Genomic DNA, 22,432 nt, shown 5'->3' with positions numbered 1-22,432 from the left:
GATAGGAAAGGCGATTGGGCCGAGTTTGGAACGCCGATTTCTGCGCTCAAAAACACTAGTTTTTCCACAGAATCGGCCCAGACTTCAGACCGAAAGCAATGCCTTTTACTTCGGTCAAAGCTGAAGGTTCTTCTGTGAAAAACTAGATCCCCTGAAAATACACCATATCTTGCGCCTACACATGGTCAGGCACACAAGCGCGCAGGCTTATGGGTCAAAAATGCACTCTTATGGGTAAATGACATTTAAGAAGGACTGGTGCCGCTGAAGGGACTCGAACCCCCGACCCCATCATTACGAATGACGTGCTCTACCAGCTGAGCTACAGCGGCAACCTTTTCATCGTAGGCCCTACTATGGCCCTACTAGTTCTTCTCATTTGCCGCGAACTCGTTGGTTTCGCAAGTCATTCTAGCAGGGACCCGCTAATTACGAATGACGTGCTCTACCAGCTGAGCTACAGCGGCACTTCCTCACGAGAAGCGCCGAAGCGCTTATCGTGAGCGGGTCTTTATCACCCTCTTTCAAAGGTGTGTAGCCCTAAATTTACACCTTCTGGTTTTCTTCCGGCTCTGTCGGAGTGACGTCGACCATGGTTGGCTGATCCTCGCTCTCTTCGGCATCCTCAACACTGTCAGCTGACGGTTTCGGCTCCGCTGCAGCACCCACAATCATCGGGAGCATCTCTGTGCCTGCGGGCATCGCCACCTCTGAGTGAGCCGGCTTGCGCCAGCTCATGGTGTCAAACCCACCGCAATTGCCACAAACCGGACCCCATTCGGCGTGCACCGTCTGACAGTTGTCGCAGACCCATTGCGGGCCGCGCGGAGCTGTGAGCGCACGGGTGAGCCATCCGCGGACAACGACATCATCCGATCCCTCACCACGTTCGATAGCCGCCAGAATCGTGAGACTCCGTGCTGTCGGGTTCATTTCAGCCAGATCCGCAAGCGCACGGCGTGCTGCCGGGAAATCCTCGTTCGCGATCAAGAGCTCTGCGGAGAGCATCTGGGTTTCAGGATTATCCGGGTGGATTTTCGTAAGAGCCGAGAAGCGTTTCAGCCGCTGTTCCGGCGTCTCATTCGGTTCGATCCGCGCAAAGGCAGCCGCGAGGTCCGGATGAGGCTGCGCTTCCCACGCCTTCTTGATGACACGCGTCGCCTGACGCTGTTTGCCCTCCGAAACATATTCGTCAGAGGCCATCACCGCTGCTGGAATAAGATCAGGGGACTTCTTGTTCGCCTCAATCGCGGCTTCTTTCATCTCGATCGTGGCGTCTTTATCAAACACACCTTTGGCCTGCGAAAGCGCGAGAACAGCGTCGCGGCGCTTGTGAACATCACGCGGGATCGCTCCATGTTTCAGCTTGGCCGACAAGGTGCGGCGCGCGGCGGACCAGTCGCCCTTCTCCGCTTGAAGGCGCAGGAGGATATCTTGCGTTTCGACGTGCTTGGGTTTCAGAGCAAAGGCTTTCTCAGCGAGCTTGAGCGCGGTGTCCGTGTCACCCGCCTCCAGCTTTTGCTTCATAATACCCTGCACACCGACAAAACGGGTGCGATCATCTGCGACGAGTTGCTTGAACGCCTGCTCCGCGACGAGCTTGTCACCGTTCATGACGGCCGCTTGCGCCTTGAGCAGGTTGGTCAGTTCGGGCTTCTGAAGATATTTCTCTGCCTTCGCAACTTTCGAGAGTGCGGTGCGCCCATCGCCGGATGCAAGGGCCATCATGCCGTCTGTTACGGCCTCAATACCTTTGCGTTCCCGATTGCGGTCGAAGTATCGGGACACTGCGGTCTCGTCTCCGAGCAGGAATTTCAGAACCGCGATCAAGAGGCCGACCACCTTGATCAGCACATAGATCAGAACCACCATCGCGATGAGTGCGATCACCGCCTTCAGAGGCGTGAGGGTGATTTCGAACCCTGCAAAGACGACCTGAACGCCGCCCTGCATATCCATGAGAAGCATCCCGCCATAGGCGAGTGCAGCCACGAGGAGAACAAAGACGACGATTTTAACGAGCGACCAAAGCATGTCTGTTCTCCCTTATTGAGCAAGATAGGCGTCGAGAGCGGCCAGAACGTCCACACGTTCCTGCGCCTGCGCAATCCAGCTCTGCATTTCCGATTTACCGGCCTCTGGCAGGGCACCGAGGATTTCGATTGCGGCCGTGAACTTGCCTTCCCGCACCGCCTGTTCGGCACGCGAGAGGACAGCATCTGCGCCATCACCCTCTTTCGGCTCTGTCGAACGCAGGCCCAATTGTGTTTGAAGAACGGTTGCAAGCCATCCCTGCTCGCCCGCTTCGTGCGCAGCCTTGGAGGCAGACATCAGAGCAGCGCGCGCGCTTGTCGCAAAGTCTTCCTGAAGCATTGCAGTGCTCGCAATCCCCTCCGCTGCCGCCGCGCGGAGAGACGGCGGAACTTCGGTGCCGATCTCATCAAGCAACGCGGCAAATGGCTCACCCGCATCCACTCGGGTTTGGAGGCGCGCTTTGAGCGTTGCCTCGCGCGCAGCGGCCTCTTCTGCCAGAGACGCCGCTTTCGCTTCTTTCAACCGTTCAATCTCGGCGTTCAGAAGAGTTTGCATCTCATCAATCTGGCTCTGGAAGGCTGCTGTGGCCTCAGGCGACAGAACTGCCTCCGCAACTGGGCGGGCCTCAGCCTCAAGCAGTCGCATCTCCAGCGCCTCGATCTGCGATTTCAATTCCTCAATGTCCGAAGAAGGTGTCGTCGTCGCAGCCAGCTTTTCATCCACGCTCATCTGTAGTTCGGAGATTGCAGCGCTCTGAGCCTCCGAGAGACGGTCTGTCTCACCAGACAAATCCGCAATTCTCTCTTCAAGCGTCGAAATCTGCGCGAGCACTTCTTCATTGTCACCCGCCGGATTGGTGAAATAGGCCGCGCCAAATCCGAGGCCGGCGCAAATCACACCGCCAATGAGCATCGGAACAAATCCGGATTTTTTCTCAACAACAGGGGCAGGAGCGGGCTCCGCCGCAGCCGGTTCTGGCGTTTCTTCGGCGGGCGTCTCAACCTCATCGGTGAGTTGGTCCGCGTCTGTCTCGTCAGAACTGATTTCATCATCAGAATCCGGAATGCTGTCATCTTCGGCATCAGTGACCGGATCAACGTCTTCAGGAGTTTCTTCGACGACCTCTTCGGAGGCCGCGTCGCTCTCTTCGATCTTCGCGTCGTCGGCCTCTTGGCCTTCTGAAACAGCTTGGTCTTGCGACTCGTCCGCTTCGTTCTTCACGTCCTCTTGTGACGTTTTCTTCTCCTCCGACACGCGACCAACCTTTCGAATCCAAAAACTTTTCATACTCTGGATTAAAACCTAGCCCTTGCGGAGGGCGCTCTCAAGCGATGATCACGTCACCTGCGACGCAATAGCTCGGAGCATGGCCTCTCCGTCAGGACGTTCCGCGACAACGATGCGGTCCGGCGGGTTGCCGCTCCATGCCGAGACGCAAGCCTCTGATATCGCTATCATAGTGATGAAACCCTCAAACTCGGCGAGCCGTTTTGAGACGATTTTCGCCGTGCGGGGCGAATAAACGGGCAAAATGAGCGTTTCTGACGCGAAAATCTGATCTCGGTCCGCATCGCTCCAAGGCTGCGCACCTTGGTCATAGACAACACAAGATGCCACTTTGAGCCCAGCAGCCGTCAGGCGTTCCGCAATGTCGCCGCGGGTATGTCGCCCATGGAGATGGCAAGCGGATTTCCCCCGTTTTTCAGAAACCGCCGCGACCAATTTGTCGGCATTTTCGAAAACATCCGTCACATCGAAGCCCGCCTCGCGCGCGGAGCGTGCTGTTGCGGTCCCGACGCACACGACCGGGAGATGTGAAAAACCGGACGCCATCGGCACGGCATGGCGTGATGTCAGGATCAAAAAATCCAAATCCTGCTCAGGCAAAGGAACAGAAAGCGGGACAATCTCCATGACCGGCGCGCAGATCACGTTGGCATCAGGCAGCTGTGCTGCGAGCTTGCGCGCATCCTCCATCGGGCGTGTGATCAAAACGGTGGCGGTCAAATTCGGTCTCGGGATTGTCTGGTCTCACGCACGGTGATACCTCCCATAGAGCAACGAAACAATGGAACGCGTCGCAGGAGGGGGCAACTCGTGAGCTACATTTCCGTTCTTGGCGCTGGCGCATTCGGGACCGCTCTGGCCATGACAATTGCCCGCGCCGGCCAAACCGTGACGCTCTGGGCTCGTGATCCGGAGCATGCGGCCACCATGGCGCAAGAGCGCGCGAACTCCTCTCGATTGCCCGGTTTCCCGTTTCCGGATCCTCTCAGCGTCACGAATTCCCTCGAAGATGCCCTCGACGCAGATATCATTCTGCTCGCCACACCGATGCAGGCGCTCTCCGATCTTCTCTCAACCATCGAAGACCCGCTTACTGGCAAGGTGCTCGTCGCGTGCTCGAAGGGCATTGATCTCAAGACTCTGAGGGGACCGACCGGCGTAATCTCTGCGCACAAACCTGACGCCATTCCGGCCGTTCTCACCGGCCCGAGTTTCGCCGTTGATATTGCGAAGGGTCTACCCACCGCGCTCACGCTCGCTTGCGCAGATGAAAAGCGTGGCAAAGAGGCGCAATACGCGCTCGCGACCCCGCGTTTGCGGATTTACCTGAGCACCGACCCGATCGGCGCGGAGCTTGGTGGCGGCCTGAAAAACGTGATCGCAATCGCCTCTGGCGCCTGCATTGGTGCGGGCCTCGGCGACAGTGCGCGCGCCGCGCTCATGACGCGCGGCTTTGCAGAGATGCAGCGGTTTGGTATCCACGCGGGCGCACAGCCCGAGACGCTCACAGGTCTCTCCGGTTTTGGCGATCTGGTGCTGACATGCTCCTCCGAACTTTCGCGTAATTACCGGTTTGGACTGTCGCTCGGACGTCAGGAAGAGTTCGATCCGAAAATGACCGTCGAAGGCGTCGCGACATCGCAGGCTGTCGCTAGAATTGCACGCGAGCAGAATATTGAAATGCCAATCTCTCTGATGGTTGCCGAAATCGGGGCAGGGGACATTTCCGTTCTCGAAGCTCTGGACTATCTTCTGAACCGCCCACTCAAAAAGGAATAACAGATGAAATTCGCAGTCATGTGCACTGATAAACCCGGCGCACTTCAAATTCGTCTCGACACCCGTCCGGAACATGTCGACTACCTCAAAAGCTGTGGCGTGGTTGAGCAGGCAGGTCCGTTTCTCAATGCAGACGGCGAGATGTATGGCTCTCTCGTGATCATCGAGGTCGAGGATATGGCAGCCGCAGAAGAGTGGGCAGCGAATGATCCCTACGCGAAGGCTGGACTGTTTGCCGATGTTCGCATCGAAGCTTGGAACCGGGTGATCGGCTAATGGCGTATTGGCTCTTCAAATCCGAAGCAGAAGTTTGGTCCTGGGATCAGCAGGTCGCCAAAGGTGACGCTGGCGAAGAATGGGACGGCGTTCGCAACTATCAGGCCCGCAACAATATGCGCGCCATGAAACTCGGTGAGCGCGGTTTCTTCTATCACTCGCGTAAGGAAACCGAGATCGTCGGGATTGTAGAGGTCTGCGCAGAGGCGCACCCCGACAGCAAGGCGGACGATCCGCGCTGGGATTGCGTGGACATCAAAGCCGTGCGCCCGTTCACGAAACCCGTCACGCTCGCGATGTGCAAAGCGGATCCGCGGTTGAAAGACATGGTTCTGGTGAACAACAGCCGTTTGTCGGTTCAGCCGGTGACAGATGATGAATGGAAGATCATTTGCGAGATCGGTGAAACCGACCCGTCCTGAATGGACCCTCGCAAAATAAAAAAGGGAGGGCCCCGAACACAGTCAGGACCCTCCACCACCCCACGTGCTCCCTAGCACCACACGTGTTCAAAATTCAGGGTCCGGTCCGTCCTGGTCCGTAGGTAGACACTATGGGTTTCGGTGATTCAGGGCAAACACCAAGTAATTCAATTTAAATCGAAATTTGTAACCATTTCGAAACCTTCGGACAGAAAAACCGCCCCGAAGAGAGGCGGCTTCGAATAACTTTAGCGTTTCGGATCAGCCGTAATGGGCTTCTTTGCCGAAGTGCTTTACGAGCAGATAGTAGAACACGGCGCGGTATTTGTTCCGCTCTGATTGGCCATACGTCTCAATCGCAGAATTGATCGCATCCATAAGTTCCGGACCGTCAGATAGGCCGAGCTTTTTGACAAGAAAATTGTTCTTCACTGTCTCGAGTTCGCTCTCCTGAGACGCGGCAACTGTCGACGCATCATCTTTATAGATCGCCGGTCCGCAGCCGATGGTCACTTTCGTGAGGAGGTCCATGTCTGGCTCGATACCACATTTGGTTTTCAAGTCTTCGGCATATTTCGCAATTAGATCGTCACGTTTTCCCATAAGGTCTCTCCCACTTGCCAAATTACACCCGCATTTTGCGGCCTTCTCAAAAGAGGCTAAAGGCGATCATTCACTCTACAAAGGAGAATTTACCGCCAAAACTCCCACCCACGCCAAAGAGCCGTAACGTCACCAATGGGCTGTGGCAGCGCAAAATAGAAAAGGCCGCCCAACTGGACGGCCTCTCTCGTTCTATTTTGCCTACATTTAGTAGCGGTAGTGCTCCGGCTTGTAGGGACCTTCAACGGTCACACCGATGTAATCAGCTTGCTCTTTCGAGAGCTGGGTAAGTTTGACGCCGATACGCTCGAGATGCAGGCGCGCCACTTTCTCATCCAGATGCTTCGGCAGGATGTAGACGTCGTTTTCGTAGTTGTCGCCGTTCGTCCAGAGCTCCATCTGAGCGAGCACTTGGTTGGTGAAAGACGCGGACATCACGAAGGACGGATGGCCCGTCGCGTTGCCGAGATTCAACAAACGACCCTCAGAGAGGAGAATGATGCGGCTGCCGGAGGGCATTTCGATCATATCCACTTGGTCTTTGATGTTAGTCCACTTGTGGTTCTTCAGAGCCGCGACCTGAATTTCGTTATCGAAGTGGCCGATGTTGCCGACGATCGCCATGTCCTTCATCGCGCGCATGTGCTCGATGCGGATGACGTCTTTATTGCCGGTCGTTGTGATGAAGATGTCTGCGCTGGATGCGACATCTTCGAGCAGAACGACCTCGAACCCGTCCATAGCCGCCTGAAGGGCGCAGATCGGGTCGGCTTCGGTCACTTTCACACGGGCGCCAGCGCCACGAAGGGACGCAGCAGACCCTTTACCCACGTCACCGTAACCACAGACGACAGCCACTTTACCCGCCATCATCGTGTCGGTTGCGCGGCGGATGCCGTCGACGAGGCTCTCTTTACAGCCGTATTTGTTGTCGAACTTCGACTTGGTCACAGAATCGTTCACGTTGATCGCGGGGAAGGGCAATTGGCCCTGCTTCACGAGATCGTAGAGGCGGTGAACGCCGGTGGTGGTTTCCTCGGAGACGCCCTTGATCTGATCGCGCATCTTGGTGAACCAGCCCGGGGTTTCCTCCATCCGCTTCTTGATCTGCGCTTTGATCACAGCTTCTTCTTCGGACGTCGGAACGGAGATAACGTCTTCACCGGCTTCTGCGCGTGCGCCGAGCAGGATGTAGAGCGTCGCGTCGCCGCCGTCGTCGAGGATCATGTTCGGGCCATCGGCGAACTGGAAGGACTTGTCGAGATAATCCCAATGTTCTTCAAGGCTTTGACCTTTGATCGCGAAGACCGGAATGCCTGCCGCCGCAATCGCCGCTGCAGCGTGGTCCTGCGTGGAGAAGATGTTGCAGGAGGCCCAGCGAACATCTGCGCCCAGCGCAACGAGGGTCTCGATCAGAACTGCCGTCTGGATCGTCATGTGCAAGCTGCCGACAATACGCGCTCCGGTGAGCGGTTTGGATTCACCAAATTCCTCTCGCAGAGCCATGAGACCCGGCATTTCGGTTTCTGCGATATCGAGTTCCTTGCGGCCAAAGTCAGCCAGAGAGATATCTTTGACGATATAGTCGGTGCCCATGTCGATGGCTCCTGCATATATATGTAAATTCGTGCGCTGGTTATCAGCTTCGGCATGCCCTTACAACGACGAGGTAGGTTTTGCCAAGGATCAGACAAGACTCGTGGAAAAACACGGCGTCGCGCGATAGCTAAGGAAGAGAGTGGACGAGGGAAGCACATGGCACAAGAACGGGCATGGCAAAGAATGTTGTCGGGACGCAGGCTGGACCTGCTCGACCCCACACCAATGGACATCGAGATTGAGGATATCGCGCACGGTCTCGCATTTGTCGCCCGCTGGAACGGTCAGACGCAGGGTGACTACGCCTATTCGGTCGCGGAGCACTCTGTTCTTGTTGAAGAGATTTTTCGGCGGCTCTACCCGAAGGAGCCGATCAAATGGCAACTCGCCGCTCTTCTGCATGACGCGCCGGAATACGTCATCGGGGATATGATTTCACCGGTGAAGGCCGCAATCGGGCCAAATTACGGAGAACTGGACGAACGCCTGACCACTGCGATCCATATCCGCTTTGGTCTACCCGCAAAACTTCCTGCGACGGTGAAAAAGAAGATCAAAAAGGCGGACAAAGTGTCCGCCTGGTTGGAGGCAACGCAAATCGCGGGGTTCTCAGAAGCCGAGGCCAACAAGCTCTTCGGCAAACTCAATCCGGAACTCACCCGCGATCTCCACATCCGTCTGCGCCCGCCGGTCGAAACCCGCGCGGCCTTTACGAAACGGCACGAGGAATTGATGGCGCGGCTTTGATGATCAGAGGCTGATCCGGCGGTTCAAATGAAAGTTGAGCTGATGTTCCAGTGCGCGACGCTCTTTGTCTCCGGCTCTGATATTCGTCATGCCCTCTCCCATAGATTTTAAATGAGGATCGGTCTTGACCTTTGTTTTCTTTGGGTAAATGTGCATTTCGGCTCTCCTTCTCGCTCTCTACATCAGGCCACAAAGCGTGGAGAATCCAAAGTCAGGAATTTTTATCTGATGTAAGTTCAGCTAACATAAGGCATGAGTTGGTCCGACATCCCCTCGCTCTCCGCGCTCAGAGCCTTTGAAGCAACCGCACGCCTCGGCAGTTTTTCTGCGGCAGCGCGAGAGCTTAACGTGACCCATGCAGCAATCTCCCAACATGTGCGCGGCCTCGAAGCTTTCTTCGGAGAGTCGCTCCTGGAAAAGGTTGGTCGCGGATTTTTCCTCACAGAAGAAGGGCAGCAACTCGCCAGATCGCTGGCCGAGGGGTTCGCGCAGATCAAACAAGGCGTGAGATTGATCGAGAAGAACCACGCGGAGCGCCCGATCCGGATTTCGACCACGAGCGGGTTCGCGGAAAAGTGGCTGATGCCGAAGCTGAAACTCTTTTGGGAAGAGCATCCGGAAATCGACGTCGTTCTGGAATCGTCTGCCGTGCGCGATCATATCGGGGCAGGGGGGCTCGACCTTGCGATCCGGTATGGAACAGGGGAATGGGATGGGCTGGACTCTGTGCCTTTGCTCGACAGCCCGTTTCATGTCGTCGCCGCGCCGAGCTATCACTCCGGCGAAACGCTCGCCGATCTCGGGCCGCTTGAAGATCTGATTTGGGTGTTTTCCCAATACTCGATTGAGCAGTTCACGTGGGGGCCAGTGCTCGGACTGGATTTCAACACCTTGCCGTTTCGCAAGCTGAACACGAACGCCATTGCCCTGTCTGCCATACGATCCGGCCTCGGCATTTCGTTACAGGTCGATCTCCTCGTCAGAGATGATCTTGAGTCCGGTCAAATGACGTCATTCTTTGAGCATGACTCCATGGGTCTCGGCTATCACATCGTGACACCACCCGGCGTTCTTTCGCCACGCGTGAAGACGCTTCGAAACTGGTTCCTGAAGATCGCGAAACGCGAGGCTTAGCGCGGGGAGCGTTTCGCCAAGATGCGTTGAAGCGTCCGGCGATGCATGTTGAGACGCCGCGCGGTCTCTGACACGTTCCGATCGCAAAGCTCATAGACGCGCTGAATGTGCTCCCAACGGACGCGATCCGCAGACATCGGATTTTCTGGCGGAGGGGGGAGCTCATCCCCGCGCGCCAGCAAGGCGTTCACGATGTCATTAGCATCGGCGGGTTTTGACAGGTAATCCGTCGCGCCGATTTTCACGGCCGCAACCGCCGTCGCAATCGCACCATATCCCGTCAGAACAACGATGCGACTATCGGGGCGGTTTTCACGAAGAACCTCAACGACATCAAGACCGTTTCCATCCCCGAGCCGCAGGTCGATCACCGCATAGGCGGGCGGGCGCGCCGTTGCGATGGCCTTGCCACCAGCCACCGAGTCAGAGGTTTCAACGGCGAAGCCACGTTTTTCCATGGCGCGCGCGAGGCGGCGCAGAAACGGCTCGTCATCATCAACAAGCAACAGAGACGTGTCGTGACCCAGATCCAAAGTATCCTCGGCGCTCATTGGCTTGCCTCCTGCTCGCGTCTATCTGCAAAGATATGAAAGTGTTTTAAGGGGCATGGAGAGCAGGGTCAATTTTTACCCTGCGGCGTCAATAAAGCATCCGACGCGATCCGCCATCTGTTCGGCGGTGTCGTCACGCTTGAAGAAATCGACAAAGCCGATCTCAGGGAACACCAGATAGGTGAAGGTCGAGTGGTCGACGAGATAGTATTCCGGATCACCGTCCTGCTTTTTGAAGTAGGTCTTGTAGGCTTTCGATGCCGCCTGAATCTGCTCCGGCGTGCCTGTGTATCCGGTCATGTTGTCATGGAAGAGGGAGGTAAACTCTTTGACCACCTCAACGTTGTCACGCTCCGGATCGATGGAGATAAACGCCGCCTGCGCATCATAGCCACGTTCATCGAGAATACGCAGAGCGTCTGCATTGCGCATATTATCAAGCGGGCACACATCGGGGCAGAACGTATAGCCGAAGTAGAGGATCGTCGGTTTCGTAAACATCTCGGCATCCGTGACCGCGACACCATCTTCATTGATGAGGTCAAGCGGCCCGCCGATTGCGGCCTTGCCACCGGACACCGTCGAACCACTACACTGCGCAAATTCCTCGCCCGAAGTCGTGCGCGTCGCATACCATGCGGACCCGCCAATGAGAGCGGCGAGAACGAGGGAAGCGCCAATTGCAAAAGTTTTCACGGACATGTCGGGTCTCCTCATGGTCGGGCGGTTGGGTTGCGCATTGATCGTGGGAAATGGACCGACTAACAAGGGAATTAATGACGCAGTTGGATCACAATCGCTCCATGGTAGAAAATGACGACGATCTTCTGACCGGTGAGCACAGATCCGGCTGGGTGCGGCTTCGCACGTTGATACTGGTGCGCTGGATCGCCATCGCGGGCCAGCTCGCAACCATCCTCGCGGCAGCGACTTTGTTCGGATTGAAGTTCGAGGAGGGCGGGTTCGCGCTCGTTATTGGTGCGTCGATCATCCTCAACATCGTCACAACCTTCATTTATCCGGAGAACAAACGCCTGAGCGAACGCGGCGCGACGCTCATGCTCCTGTTCGACATCGCCCAATTGTCAGGGATGCTATTTCTGTCGGGCGGGCTGAACAATCCGTTCTCCCTCCTGATCCTCGCCCCCGTGTCCATCGCATCCTCCGCATTGCGTCCTGTCTCGGCTGTGCTGATCGGGGTTCTGACGATCATATTCGTGAGCTTCATCGCGCTTTACAATGTGCCGCTTCAAACCGTGTCCGGCGATGTCCTGATGATGCCACGGATTTTCCTGTTCGGCGCCTGGGCCGCCATTGTGATCGGCGTTGTCTTCCTCGGTGTGTTCTCATGGAAGGTGACGTCCGAAATCCACGGGATGTCCGACGCGCTTCTCGCAACCCAGATGGCCCTTTTCCGGGAGCAAAAACTGACCGATCTCGGCGGGGTCGTCGCCGCAGCAGCGCACGAACTCGGCACCCCCCTCGCAACGATCAAGCTGGTTTCCCGCGAATTGGCCGACGAATTGTCGGATAAGGACGAATTGCGGGACGATGCACTCCTGATCAACGAGCAGGCGGACCGCTGCCGTGACATCCTGCACTCCATGGGACAGGCGGGCAAAGACGATCTCCATATGCGGTTGGCTCCGCTACAAACCGTCATCGAAGAAGCAGCAGCGCCCCATATGTCGCGCGGCAAAACCGTGCTTCTCGATCTGATTGGATCGGAGGACGGCTCTGGCCAGCCCTTCGTCTACCGGCAACCGGAAATCATCCACGGTCTCCGCAACCTCGTTCAAAATGCAGTGGATTTCTCGGAAACCACTGTCTGGATCGATGTCACATGGAGCCATGACAACATCACTCTGCGCATTATTGACGACGGAACGGGCTTCCCGGCCTCCGTCATCGGCCGCATCGGCGACCCCTTCATGCGGGCCCATCGCGCAGATCGGGACATGACCAAGCGACCCGGATATCAGGGCATGGGTCTCGGTCTGTTTATCGCAAAAACGCTGCTTGAGCGGACAGGGGCCGAGATTGCCTTTGCGAACGGCTCGGATCGCCATGATCTCCATTTGCACGCTGGTCGCCGGTCGGGGGCAATCGTCGAATTGTCATGGAAGCGATCCCAGATAAGTGTGCCAGAAGGTGAAGAGAACCGAGCGCTCGGCGAAAACGTCCCTTTCACCCTCTGAGCACCACCGCACTTAACCAACTGTTAACTAACGCGCTCCAATGTCTCTCCGTCGCAAACTTTCGGGACGGCAAGATTCGATGTCATTGAGTGATTTAACAATTTTCCTCAGCCTTCTAGGCGGAACCCTGTGTGTCGCAGTTTCCGTGCTCTTTGTTCTCGGATGGCTTGACCGCGCGCGGGTAAAATCAGAGGCAGATTCGATCCTCAGCTCCGAAGAAGGTGTTGTCTTCTTGTTCGAGGGCGACAGGCTCATCAACGCAACCGATAGCGCACGCAGCATACTCGCGACCGCAACCGACACCGGATCGGATTGGTCACGCTTTCTCTCAATCATGTCGACACGCTTTCCCGGCCTTCAGGGAAAAACTTTTGGACAGAAGGGCCCGCTAAATTCGAACGACGGGCAGGCCATTCTGTCGACATCTATTCGAAACGGGTTCACGCGGATCACGGTTGTCGAACATGCGGCAAAGGAGGTGAGGGAGCTCGACCAACATGCCCTTTGCGCAATGGAACGTGAACTTGAAACCCTTCGCTCCACCACCGATGAGCTCCCTTATCTGGCGTGGCGCGAAACGCCTGATGGCGCGATTCTTTGGGCGAACCGAGCTTACCTTGAAGTGTCGGACACACTTCTACAGCACGGCGATATCCCGAGTTGGCCACCAAAACGGCTGTTTGACACGGGTGCCCTCTTGAACGCAGGTCCAAAGGAGCCGCTCCGCCTGTCCGCGCCCACAAAGGGCAGCGCCCCTCAGTGGTTCGACGTGCACCGTTTTGCGAGTAGCGAAGGGTATTTTTTCACCGCCGTGTCCGTCGATCATACGGTTGCAGCAGAGAACTCGCTTCAGGAACTGACCCAAACCCTGACGAAAGCCTTCTCGCACTTGACCGTCGGGTTGGCCGTGTTCGATCAGAAGAGAGAACTCGCGCTGTTTAATCCCGCGCTGACAGACCTGACAGCGCTTCCGCCGGAATTTCTAATTGCACGTCCGAGCCTGTCATCATTTCTCGACCGGCTTCGCGACTCCCAGATGATGCCGGAGCCGAAAGATTACAAATCATGGCGGCAAGAGATGGCCGAACTAGAAGTCGCCGCAGAGGACGGAACCTACGAAGAGCTTTGGTCCCTGCCGGGCGGAATGACCTACTGAATTTCTGGACGACCGCATTCCGACGGGGCGATCGCCTTCGTCTTCGAGGACATTTCCGCCGAAATGTCGCTCACCCGACGCTTTCGATCCGAAATTGAAGTCGGACAGGCGGTCCTCGATACGCTTGATGAAGCCGTCGCCGTATTTTCGAGTGATGGCAGCCTCACCATGGTGAATGCTGCCTACTCCAAACTTTGGGGCCACGAGCCGTTCGGGAGTCTTTCCGACTGCAACATCGGTGACACCACGGAGGTCTGGCACGCGAAAAGCGCTCCGACACATCTATGGTCTCAACTTCGCGACTTTTTAGGATGCCATGGTGACCGCAACGAATTGACGGGCACGACTCATCTATGGGACGGACGTCGGCTTAACTGTCGGTTCACACCTTTGCCCGCGGGCCATACGCTCGTTGGCTTTTCACCCGAAGGAGAGAGCGCGCTCCAGCGTCTAAATGCTCCCATGCTCAAAGAGGTAAAGCACCTTAAAATGTAGAAAGAAGTTCGCCACCTGCCGCGTCTGGCGCTGTGCTTCAAGTCGTGCGACAACAGTCCGACAAAAGAGGCGCAAAACATGATCACAGGCATTCAGGCAGAGCGGGGAGACCTGCGCGAACACTTCCTTTCCAAAAGCGAGTGGGCAAATGCCCAGCGCATTGCCTTGGCGGGTGACGCATCCAGACGCCGCTATCACCGACTCAAAGACACAGAAACAGGGCAGGGCGCCATCCTGATGGACGCGCCACCTGAGCTTGGCGAAGACGTGCGTCCCTTTCTTCAGGTTGCGGCCTATTTGAAATCCCTCGGCCTCTCCGCGCCGGAGATTTTTGAAGCCGATGAAGAGCGTGGATTTCTGATCCTCGAAGACTTCGGCGACACGCTCTACGATGAAATGTGCCGTCGTCAGCCGGATAGCGAAGATCAGATTTACGACGCAGCCGTCGATGTTCTCGTCACCCTCTGCGATGCGGAGCCGATGCCACAACTCGACGATTACACCGAGATGATGAGCCGCGTCGCGCTCGACAGCTATCGTTGGTATGTCGAACCTCTCACTGGACGCGACATGTCTGAAGAACGGGCGGCGGCGACCGAGGCGCTGACGCCCCTGATTGCGTTGCTCGGCGGCGGCTCCGTCACCATTTTGCGGGACTATCACGCACAGAACCTCCTATGGCTGCCGGATCGCGAAGGCGCCGCGCGTGTGGGCTTGCTCGATTTTCAGGACGCCATGCACGGACCTGCTGCCTACGATCTCATTTCCCTCACCACCGACGCGCGGAGAGACGTGCCCGCGCATATCCAAACCCGCTGCAAAGACAGGTTTGTCGAGCGCCGCGGCCTAAACGCCGAAAACTTCGCGCGGGAGGCGGCGATTTGTTCGGTTCAGCGAAATCTTCGCATTTTGATGGTCTTCGGACGCATGTCGCTTCATTTCGAAAAGCCGCACTATGTCGATCTCGTTCCGAGGGTTTGGGGACATCTGATGCAGGATCTGAAGCACCCTGATCTGAGTGACTTGGCCGCTCTGGTCCACACACACTTCCCTGAACCCACTCCCGAGAACCTCAAACTTCTAAAAGAAAAATGCGGCACCATCCCAACTCTGTAATGATCTTCTGCGCCGGTCGCGGCACGCGGATGAAGGCGCTCACGCAGGATCGCCCCAAACCGATGATCGAGGTGGCGGGAAAGCCGCTCGTGGACCATGCATTGGAGCAACTGGAGGGCGTAGAGCATCGGGTGGCCAATCTTCATTACCTTCCCGATATGCTTGAACAGCATCTGGGCGCGCTTGGTGTGAAGACAGTCTTTGAACCGACCCTCCTCGAAACCGGCGGCGGGCTCAAAAACGCGCTGCCGATGTTTTCGACCGATACCCTGTTCACGATGAACACCGATGCCGTTTGGAACGGGCCGCGCGCCGCAGAGATTCTCTCAAAAGCATGGGACCCAGATCGTATGGACGCTCTCTTGCTCGTGGTCCCGATGGCGCGCACCCATGCGCATCTGGGCACTGGCGATTTCGATTTGAGTGGTGAGGGCCGAATCTCTCGCGGGAACGCAACGGTTTACACAGGGATGCAAATCCTCAAAACTGAAGCCGTCGCAGAGATTGAAGATGACCATTTCTCCCTAAATATTGTTTGGGAAAATCTATTCAGAAGGGGCCGGATTTTCGGCGTGGAATACCCCGGAGATTGGGTGGATGTCGGACATCCTGACGGCATCGAAATTGCAGAAACACTTTTGAAGGCGAAGCCATGATCCGAAGAGCGGGAGAGAGCGGACTATACGGATTGCCCTGCGGCATCAACTATCCCGAAGCGGTCAAACAGGGGCTGATTGAACGCCTTTCCGACTTTGCCCCCGAAACGCTTGCCCAGACCGAAATCTACGTGAACACCGGCCGGATGCGGCGCGATATCCTCGCCGCTTTTGATGACAAATCGACCCGATTCCTGCCCAAAGTGCGTCTCGTCTCGCAATTCGGCGTCGAAGAAGCCGCGCGAAATCTCCCCATTCCGGCGAGCGGTCTGCGGCGGCGATTGGAGCTCGCAAGGCTCATTTCCTACTTCCTGACGCAGGAGCCACAGTTCGCCGCGCGGAGTTCTGTTTTCGATCTCTCCGACAGTCTGGCCCTGCTGCTGTCCGAGATGCATGAGGAAGGCGTCACGCCCGAAAACATCCGCAATCTTCAGGTGCAGGACTCGTCCGGACATTGGCAGAAATCGCTCCAATTCCTGTCGATCATTTTCGATTTCTTCGGACCGGAGAGCGGTCACGAACCGGGATCAGAAGAAGTCGCGCTTCAGGCCCTTCGCCTCAAGTCCGAGGTGTGGCGTACCTGTCCACCTGACCATCCCGTCATCGTCGCTGGCTCAACGGGTTCGCGTGGCATCACCGCGGAACTCATGACCCTCGTCGCGTCTCTACCGCAGGGCGCCGTTATCCTTCCGGGGGTCGATTTCTCGATGCGACCGGAAATCTGGGATCAAATTGCGGGTGCGTCGCCAACCTCATCCGCAAATGTCGATCACCCGCAGGAGCGGACATCGCGCATCGCCGAAAAGCTCGGTGTTAAGCCATGGAATATTCCACTGTGGAGCACGACGTCGGCACCAAATGAGACCCGAAACCGGCTTATTTCGCTTTCTTTACGCCCCGCGCCCGTCACAGACCAGTGGATGATCGAAGGGCCAAAATTTGAGAATGTGAAAGAAGCAACTGCCGATGTCACCCTCATTGAAGCACCGGATTTGCGCACGGAATCCGATGCCGTAGCCCTCATCCTACGCGAGTCCGTAGAAGCCGGCGAAACCGCTGCGCTCGTCACACCAGATCGCGATCTGGCGCGACGTGTCACCGCGCAGCTCAATCGGTGGGGCATTGTGCCGGACGACAGCGCAGGTGTTCCGTTGCATCAAACGCCCCCGGGTCGCCTTTTGCGTCATATCACCGGATTGCGCGGGCGGGTGCTTTCCTCCGAAGACCTTCTGACTGTTCTCAAACACCCGCTGTGTGCACGCGGCGCAACAGGCGACGAAGGGCGCGGTCCGCACCTTCTCTGGACTCGCGAGCTAGAGAAGTATTTGCGGAAAAAGGGCATCGGATTTCCGGATCAGGATGGGCTCGCCAAATGGGCCGAGACATCCGGTGAGGACAAAGAAGATCGTGAGGCGCGAGGTCGCTGGGCCAAATGGGTCGCTGGCATCAGTGCAGAGATCAGCGACGCGGGACCAGCGCCATTGTCCGATCAGCTTTCACATCTCACCGCCTGCTGTTCCAGCCTTGTGATGGGACCATCTGCGGAGGATTACAGCGAACTGTGGGCCCGTCACGCAGGGCGCGAGGCGAAGCGTGTGGTTTCCGAGTTCGCGCGCGAAGCTGTGCACCCCGATCCGGTTTCCGTTATCGAATTCAGCGATCTCTTCCGTGCCGTCCTTGGGCGCGGTCTGGTGCGTGAACCAACGCCAAATCATCCGGAGATTATGATCTGGGGGACACTGGAAGCCCGCGCGTTGGGCGCGGAACGCGTCATTCTCGGCGGATTGAACGAAGGTGTTTGGCCAGCCGCCGCCGGTCAAGACCCTTGGTTCAGTCGCGATATGCGGCGTCAGGCGGGGCTAATTTCGCCGGAGCAACCCATCGGCCTCTCCGCCCACGATTTCCAACAAGCCATTGGCGCGCCAAAGGTCTTTCTCACGCGCTCGAAACGGGATGCGGAGGCGGAGGCCGTTGCGTCGCGCTGGTTGATCCGTCTTTTGAACCTGATGGCGGGGATGTCAGACGAGGGGCGCGAAGCCCTTCAAAACATGCGTAAACGCGGCGATGTCTGGCTAAAGTTCGCAGGAATGATGGATCAACCGGCCGAGAAGGTTGAGCGCGCCCATCGCCCTAGCCCGCGTCCACCAGTGAGCGCCCGTCCTCGGCAGCTTTCGGTGACGCGGATCGAAACCCTCATCCGCGACCCCTACGACATATACGCGAGCCGCGTCCTCCATCTGTCAAAACTCGACCCGCTGACCCGTGAGCCGGATGTCCGAGAACGAGGCACCGCGTTCCACAAAATCATGGAAGAGTTCCTCAAACAGATGTCCGAGGAAACGACCGCAGAAGGCGTCGCCCGTTTTCTGGCGACGGCGGAACGCGTGCTCGAAACAGAGGTCGCGTGGCCATCAGCACGGCGTGTGTGGCTCGGTCGGATGCGCAATATTGCGGGTCAACTCGTTGCGAATGAACATAAACGTCTTGAGGTGGGGACGCCTTCTGCAATCGAGGCAAAAGGCTCGCTCCACCTCCCAAGTCTCGACTTTTCACTGAACTGCAAAGCCGACCGGATCGATGAGCGCGAAGACGGGCAATTTGTCATCTATGACTACAAGACGGGCAAACCGCCCACCGCCGCGCAGATGAAGGTCTTTGCTGTCCAACTTCTCCTCGAAGCGGCCATTCTACAGGCAGGTGGATTTGATGATGTCCGGAAAGGGGATGTCGCGGAGGTGCGCTACATTGGCCTCAATGCCGGTTTGACCGAAGAATCCAAAGAGCTAACCCGCGAGGACATCAATGAGGTTGTTGCCCGTCTCGCGGACTTGATTGCCGCCTATGATAATCCGGAAAAGGGCTATTCGGCACGGCGCATGATGGAGAAAGTCCAGTTCACGAGTGATTTCGACCACCTGTCCCGCCACGGAGAATGGGCGGACTCTGACACGCCTGTCGCGGAGGATCTCGAATGACCGCCCCGAATGAAGCCACCCGTCGCCAAATTCTGGCCGCACGACCGGATGTCTCAACATGGGTGTCCGCGAATGCAGGGTCGGGGAAGACAAAGGTGCTCACGGATCGCGTGGCGCGTCTCTTGCTCGACGGCACGCCGCCACAACACATCCTCTGTCTGACCTATACCAAGGCCGCCGCCGCAGAGATGCAAAACCGTCTATTCAAGCGGTTGGGGCAGTGGGCCATGCTGCCCGATGTGCCTCTGCGCGCAGAGTTGTCGCAACTCGCCCCCGACACACAGTTCGATGACACTAAGATGCGCCACGCCCGCACGCTGTTCGCGCGGGCCATCGAAACACCGGGCGGATTGAAAATTCAGACGATCCACTCGTTCTGTAGCGCTTTGCTGCGTCGGTTTCCGCTTGAGGCCGGGGTATCACCGCAGTTCAAGGAAATGGATGCGCGGCAAGCACGGTCCATCGTCATTGATATCCTCGAGGACCTCGCAACGGGCACAGGTCGCGATGCGATTGATGGTGTCGCGCCCTATGTAAACGATCTCGATCTGACCGATCTCGCCCTCACGGTTATAAGCAATCGGGACAAGTTCAGCCCTGCAAAATCGAAGTCCGACATCTGGTCGTGGTTCGGACTGCCTGACGGCTTTGACGAGCAAACTTTGCTCTCCGAGGTGTTCCTCGGCGGTGAGAAAGAGTTGTTCGGGCAGGTCGCTGCGATTTTGGCTCAGGGTGGAAGCACCGATCAAAAGAATGGCGAGAAAGTTGCAAGTTGGGCTGGATTAGAGCCTAGTTTGGGTCTCATTCAATCCTGTTGCGACGCGCTTCTCTTCGGGGAAAAGACGGCGAACCCGTTTGTCTCCAAGGTCGCAAAGCCCCGCGGCATCCCGACCAAAGCGCTCCTGAACGCACACCCTGAGATATTCTCCCGCTTTGAGGATTTCGGGAACCGGATCGAAAACGCGCGCGGCAATCTCGGCGCGCTGCGGGACGCAAACCGGACCCTCGCGCTCCACAAGTTCGCGCAGGCGCTCTTGCCGCCCTTTCTCGAAAGAAAGGCGCTTCTGGGGCTTCTCGACTTCGACGACATGATCAAACGCACCCGCGATCTTCTGTCGATTTCAAACGTGTCCCAATGGGTGCTCTATCGCCTCGATGGCGGAATCGACCACATTCTCGTCGATGAGGCCCAAGACACGAGCCCCGATCAGTGGGACGTGATCCAGCGTCTCGCGAGCGAATTTACCTCCGGGGCAGGGGCGCGGCCCGATGTGACGCGGACGATTTTCGTCGTGGGGGATCGCAAACAGTCGATTTATTCCTTCCAAGGGGCAGCGCCCGAAGCGTTTGAAAAGATGAAGGCGCATTTCGGCGAGCGCCTCTCCGCCGTCGATCAGCCGCTACAAGACCTCTCGCTGCAGCACTCTTTTCGGTCTTCGCGAGCGATCCTGACCGCCACGGATGCGGTCTTTTCTGAGAGCGGCGGGGTCGGAGTTGGTGGCGATACCGAACATATTTCGTTCTTTGACGATATTCCGGGTCGTGTGGACCTCTGGGATCTCGAAGAAAAGTCGCAGAGCGAGAAAGACCCCGAAAACTGGGAAGATCCGGTGGATATCGTCCAGCCGGAGCACCACACCGCGCGACTTTCCAAAAAAATCGCGGATTATGTCGCGGAGCTTCTCGAAAACGGCACCATTCCGGTCAACGACACAGAGGCCCGCGCGATTGAACCCGGCGATATCCTAATCCTCGTGCGCTCACGTCGCGGGCTGTTTCAGAAAATCCTGAATGACCTGAAATCCCACCCTGCGAATATTCCGGTGGCGGGCGCGGACCGCATGATCCTCACGGATGAAATGGCGGTGAAGGACATTCGATCCCTTTTGGCGTTTCTATCCCTTCAGGACGATGACCTCGCGCTGGCAGAGGCGCTGCGATCACCTCTTTTCAATTGGTCAGAGCGCGATCTCTACCAATTGGCGCACGGTCGCACGACGATCACCCTGTGGCGGGAACTCTTTGAGCGCCATGATGAGTCTGAGAAATGGCGCGAGACCTACGAAATCCTCAACGATCTGCGCAAAGTGTCCGATTTTTTGCGGCCTTACGATCTCATTGAGCGCATTCTGATCAACCACGGCGGGCGGAAGAAATTCATCGCGCGTCTTGGAAAAGAGGCCGAGGACGGGATCGACGCGCTTCTATTGCAGGCTCAGAATTATGAGACGACGGAAACGCCGAGCCTCACAGGCTTTATCTCCTGGCTTCAGGCGCAAGACGTCGACATCAAACGTGTGCTCGATGAAAACTCCAACCTCGTGCGCGTAATGACTGCGCATGGCGCGAAGGGCCTCGAAGCGCCGATCGTGATCCTGCCGCAAACCGTCCGACCGCAAAGCGCGCCGAGAAATGAAATTCTCTCTCCGGAACCGGATCAAGCGATCTGGCGATCCAATGCGAAACAGCAGTCGGATGTATCAAAAACCCATCTCGCCTCGCTCTCTGAGGCCGAAATCGAGGAAGATCGCCGTCTTCTTTACGTGGCTATGACCCGTGCAGAGCGATGGCTCATCGTGTGCGGCTCCGGCGATGTGAAAGACGGGAACTGGTATCAGCTCGTCCAATCCGGTCTCCAAAGTTTGGAGCCAGAGCGTTTCGAATTCTCGGGCGGAGGGGGGCTGCGTTATCAGTGGAGGACTTGGCCGGAAGATGCCGAAGCCGCTGCAAAGAAAACGGAAGAAGAGGGCAGTTTGCCGGTATGGGCCACCAAACCCGTCGCTCCACCGTCAGAGACAAAACCTGTCCTTTCCCCCTCCGATCTCGGGGGCGCAAAGGCTTTGGCGGGCGAAGCTGCGCTTTATGATCAAGAGACAGCCATGCGTCGCGGCAGCCAGCTCCATAAACTGATCGAGGTGCTACCCGATATTCCGGCTGACCAGCGCGAAGAACGGGCGCGCTATCTTCTTCTGACGATGGAAGACCCTGCTTTGGAGGAAGAAATTCCAGCGCTCTTCGAGGAGGCCCGCTCCGTTTTGGACGGCAAATATGAGTGGGATGTTTTTGGCGAGAACTCTCTCGCTGAGGTGCCGTTCTCCGGCGCTTTCAATGATCACATCCTCCACGGGATCATCGACAGACTCATCGTGTCGCCCAACCGCGTGCAGATCATCGATTACAAATCCAACGCGGTCGTTCCAGAAACGGTGGAGAACATTCCCGACGGCCTCTTGCGGCAACTCGGCGCATATGCGGATGCGGTCGCGAAAATCTATCCAGACAGGCAGATCGAGACCGCGATTTTGTGGACAAAAACAGCTACGCTTCAAATTGTGCCTCTCGACATCGTGATGTCTGCCCTGCTGTGCGCCGCCACATCTTGACCCTGTGGGGCCATGAGCATA

Annotated in this window: 20 protein-coding genes and 1 tRNA gene; 12 read left to right on the top strand and 9 right to left on the bottom strand. The window is 57.1% G+C overall.

Annotated elements, in window-relative coordinates:
- Window positions 1-256 precede the first annotated feature (256 nt).
- From LA304_RS01610 to LA304_RS01595, 4 genes are all read right to left on the bottom strand, one after another.
- A tRNA-Thr gene (locus tag LA304_RS01610) sits at window positions 257-332 on the bottom strand.
- A 214-nt stretch (window positions 333-546) separates the two neighbouring features.
- Window positions 547-2,034 (bottom strand): heme biosynthesis protein HemY, encoded by a 1,488-nt coding sequence (locus tag LA304_RS01605; RefSeq protein ID WP_224501364.1) that lies wholly within the window; start codon window positions 2,032-2,034, stop codon window positions 547-549.
- Window positions 2,035-2,046: 12 nt separating this feature from the next.
- On the bottom strand, window positions 2,047-3,255 hold the full coding sequence (locus LA304_RS01600; RefSeq protein ID WP_224501363.1) for a hypothetical protein: 1,209 nt from the start codon (window positions 3,253-3,255) through the stop codon (window positions 2,047-2,049).
- A 114-nt stretch (window positions 3,256-3,369) separates the two neighbouring features.
- Window positions 3,370-4,041 (bottom strand): uroporphyrinogen-III synthase, encoded by a 672-nt coding sequence (locus LA304_RS01595; protein ID WP_224501362.1) that lies wholly within the window; start codon window positions 4,039-4,041, stop codon window positions 3,370-3,372.
- A 90-nt stretch (window positions 4,042-4,131) separates the two neighbouring features.
- Between LA304_RS01595 and LA304_RS01590 the strand changes: the two genes are divergently transcribed.
- The 3 genes from LA304_RS01590 to LA304_RS01580 are packed head-to-tail and all read left to right on the top strand — an operon-like array spanning window position 4,132 to window position 5,798.
- On the top strand, window positions 4,132-5,100 hold the full coding sequence (locus LA304_RS01590; RefSeq protein ID WP_224501361.1) for an NAD(P)H-dependent glycerol-3-phosphate dehydrogenase: 969 nt from the start codon (window positions 4,132-4,134) through the stop codon (window positions 5,098-5,100).
- 3 nt (window positions 5,101-5,103) lie between these two features.
- Entirely contained in the window at window positions 5,104-5,376 is a 273-nt protein-coding gene (locus tag LA304_RS01585) for a YciI family protein (RefSeq protein WP_224501360.1), read from the top strand.
- Entirely contained in the window at window positions 5,376-5,798 is a 423-nt protein-coding gene (locus LA304_RS01580; protein WP_224501359.1) for an EVE domain-containing protein, read from the top strand. Before LA304_RS01585 ends, LA304_RS01580 begins: the two co-directional genes overlap by 1 nt.
- A 261-nt stretch (window positions 5,799-6,059) precedes the next feature.
- Here the strand turns inward: LA304_RS01580 and LA304_RS01575 are convergent, their stop codons facing one another.
- Both LA304_RS01575 and ahcY read right to left on the bottom strand, forming a co-directional pair.
- The gene (locus tag LA304_RS01575; protein WP_224501358.1) at window positions 6,060-6,401 is read right to left on the bottom strand and encodes a DUF2853 family protein; all 342 of its coding nucleotides are present in this window, start codon (window positions 6,399-6,401) and stop codon (window positions 6,060-6,062) included.
- Window positions 6,402-6,608: 207 nt separating this feature from the next.
- On the bottom strand, window positions 6,609-7,997 hold the full coding sequence (ahcY, locus tag LA304_RS01570; protein ID WP_224501357.1) for an adenosylhomocysteinase: 1,389 nt from the start codon (window positions 7,995-7,997) through the stop codon (window positions 6,609-6,611).
- 159 nt (window positions 7,998-8,156) lie between these two features.
- On the opposite strand from ahcY, the gene LA304_RS01565 reads away from it, so the two are divergent.
- Complete coding sequence (locus tag LA304_RS01565) at window positions 8,157-8,747, top strand: HD domain-containing protein (RefSeq protein ID WP_224501356.1); 591 nt, start codon at window positions 8,157-8,159, stop codon at window positions 8,745-8,747.
- A 3-nt stretch (window positions 8,748-8,750) separates the two neighbouring features.
- Here LA304_RS01565 and LA304_RS01560 read toward each other — a convergent pair whose 3' ends face one another.
- Window positions 8,751-8,903: a hypothetical protein gene (locus tag LA304_RS01560; protein ID WP_224501355.1), complete on the bottom strand. Its 153-nt coding sequence runs from the start codon at window positions 8,901-8,903 to the stop codon at window positions 8,751-8,753.
- A 96-nt stretch (window positions 8,904-8,999) separates the two neighbouring features.
- Here LA304_RS01560 and LA304_RS01555 point away from each other — a divergent pair, with 96 nt between their 5' ends.
- On the top strand, window positions 9,000-9,881 hold the full coding sequence (locus LA304_RS01555; RefSeq protein WP_224501354.1) for a LysR family transcriptional regulator: 882 nt from the start codon (window positions 9,000-9,002) through the stop codon (window positions 9,879-9,881).
- Here the strand turns inward: LA304_RS01555 and LA304_RS01550 are convergent.
- On the bottom strand, window positions 9,878-10,432 hold the full coding sequence (locus LA304_RS01550; protein ID WP_224501353.1) for an ActR/PrrA/RegA family redox response regulator transcription factor: 555 nt from the start codon (window positions 10,430-10,432) through the stop codon (window positions 9,878-9,880). The genes LA304_RS01555 and LA304_RS01550 overlap by 4 nt on opposite strands.
- A 75-nt stretch (window positions 10,433-10,507) precedes the next feature.
- A complete protein-coding gene (locus LA304_RS01545) occupies window positions 10,508-11,134 on the bottom strand; it encodes an SCO family protein (protein WP_224501352.1) in 627 nt (208 codons plus the stop codon).
- Window positions 11,135-11,235: 101 nt separating this feature from the next.
- On the opposite strand from LA304_RS01545, the gene regB reads away from it, so the two are divergent.
- The 7 genes from regB (at window position 11,236) to addA (ending at window position 22,411) form a co-directional block, all read left to right on the top strand.
- The gene (gene regB / locus LA304_RS01540) at window positions 11,236-12,630 is read left to right on the top strand and encodes a sensor histidine kinase RegB (protein ID WP_224501377.1); all 1,395 of its coding nucleotides are present in this window, start codon (window positions 11,236-11,238) and stop codon (window positions 12,628-12,630) included.
- An 85-nt stretch (window positions 12,631-12,715) separates the two neighbouring features.
- Window positions 12,716-13,786 (top strand): hypothetical protein, encoded by a 1,071-nt coding sequence (locus LA304_RS01535; RefSeq protein WP_224501351.1) that lies wholly within the window; start codon window positions 12,716-12,718, stop codon window positions 13,784-13,786.
- 63 nt (window positions 13,787-13,849) lie between these two features.
- On the top strand, window positions 13,850-14,281 hold the full coding sequence (locus tag LA304_RS01530) for a PAS domain-containing protein (RefSeq protein ID WP_224501350.1): 432 nt from the start codon (window positions 13,850-13,852) through the stop codon (window positions 14,279-14,281).
- Between the two features lie 78 nt (window positions 14,282-14,359).
- Window positions 14,360-15,397 (top strand): aminoglycoside phosphotransferase family protein, encoded by a 1,038-nt coding sequence (locus LA304_RS01525; RefSeq protein ID WP_224501349.1) that lies wholly within the window; start codon window positions 14,360-14,362, stop codon window positions 15,395-15,397.
- Entirely contained in the window at window positions 15,373-16,053 is a 681-nt protein-coding gene (locus LA304_RS01520; protein ID WP_224501348.1) for a nucleotidyltransferase family protein, read from the top strand. The genes LA304_RS01525 and LA304_RS01520 overlap by 25 nt, the downstream gene beginning before the upstream one ends.
- On the top strand, window positions 16,050-19,028 hold the full coding sequence (gene addB / locus LA304_RS01515; RefSeq protein ID WP_224501347.1) for a double-strand break repair protein AddB: 2,979 nt from the start codon (window positions 16,050-16,052) through the stop codon (window positions 19,026-19,028). The genes LA304_RS01520 and addB overlap by 4 nt, the downstream gene beginning before the upstream one ends.
- A complete protein-coding gene (addA, locus tag LA304_RS01510) occupies window positions 19,025-22,411 on the top strand; it encodes a double-strand break repair helicase AddA (protein WP_224501346.1) in 3,387 nt (1,128 codons plus the stop codon). The genes addB and addA overlap by 4 nt, the downstream gene beginning before the upstream one ends.
- Window positions 22,412-22,432: the final 21 nt, after the last annotated feature.

The sequence above is a fragment of the Celeribacter litoreus genome (assembly GCF_020165855.1).
Lineage (GTDB): Bacteria > Pseudomonadota > Alphaproteobacteria > Rhodobacterales > Rhodobacteraceae > Celeribacter > Celeribacter litoreus.
Note: the sequence above shows the minus strand (reverse complement) of the source record. Positions and strands in the feature narration are given on the sequence as shown.

Excerpts from the sequence above, each read along its gene's own strand:
- LA304_RS01605 (WP_224501364.1), bottom strand. The coding sequence starts at position 2,034 with ATGCTTTGGTCGCTCGTTAAAATCGTCGTCTTTGTTCTCCTCGTGGCT.
- LA304_RS01585 (WP_224501360.1), top strand. The coding sequence starts at position 5,104 with ATGAAATTCGCAGTCATGTGCACTGATAAACCCGGCGCACTTCAAATT.
- LA304_RS01580 (WP_224501359.1), top strand. The coding sequence starts at position 5,376 with ATGGCGTATTGGCTCTTCAAATCCGAAGCAGAAGTTTGGTCCTGGGAT.
- LA304_RS01575 (WP_224501358.1), bottom strand. The coding sequence starts at position 6,401 with ATGGGAAAACGTGACGATCTAATTGCGAAATATGCCGAAGACTTGAAA.
- ahcY (WP_224501357.1), bottom strand. The coding sequence starts at position 7,997 with ATGGGCACCGACTATATCGTCAAAGATATCTCTCTGGCTGACTTTGGC.
- LA304_RS01565 (WP_224501356.1), top strand. The coding sequence starts at position 8,157 with ATGGCACAAGAACGGGCATGGCAAAGAATGTTGTCGGGACGCAGGCTG.
- LA304_RS01560 (WP_224501355.1), bottom strand. The coding sequence starts at position 8,903 with ATGCACATTTACCCAAAGAAAACAAAGGTCAAGACCGATCCTCATTTA.
- LA304_RS01555 (WP_224501354.1), top strand. The coding sequence starts at position 9,000 with ATGAGTTGGTCCGACATCCCCTCGCTCTCCGCGCTCAGAGCCTTTGAA.
- LA304_RS01550 (WP_224501353.1), bottom strand. The coding sequence starts at position 10,432 with ATGAGCGCCGAGGATACTTTGGATCTGGGTCACGACACGTCTCTGTTG.
- LA304_RS01545 (WP_224501352.1), bottom strand. The coding sequence starts at position 11,134 with ATGTCCGTGAAAACTTTTGCAATTGGCGCTTCCCTCGTTCTCGCCGCT.
- regB (WP_224501377.1), top strand. The coding sequence starts at position 11,236 with ATGGTAGAAAATGACGACGATCTTCTGACCGGTGAGCACAGATCCGGC.
- LA304_RS01530 (WP_224501350.1), top strand. The coding sequence starts at position 13,850 with ATGTCGCTCACCCGACGCTTTCGATCCGAAATTGAAGTCGGACAGGCG.
- LA304_RS01525 (WP_224501349.1), top strand. The coding sequence starts at position 14,360 with ATGATCACAGGCATTCAGGCAGAGCGGGGAGACCTGCGCGAACACTTC.
- LA304_RS01520 (WP_224501348.1), top strand. The coding sequence starts at position 15,373 with ATGCGGCACCATCCCAACTCTGTAATGATCTTCTGCGCCGGTCGCGGC.
- addB (WP_224501347.1), top strand. The coding sequence starts at position 16,050 with ATGATCCGAAGAGCGGGAGAGAGCGGACTATACGGATTGCCCTGCGGC.
- addA (WP_224501346.1), top strand. The coding sequence starts at position 19,025 with ATGACCGCCCCGAATGAAGCCACCCGTCGCCAAATTCTGGCCGCACGA.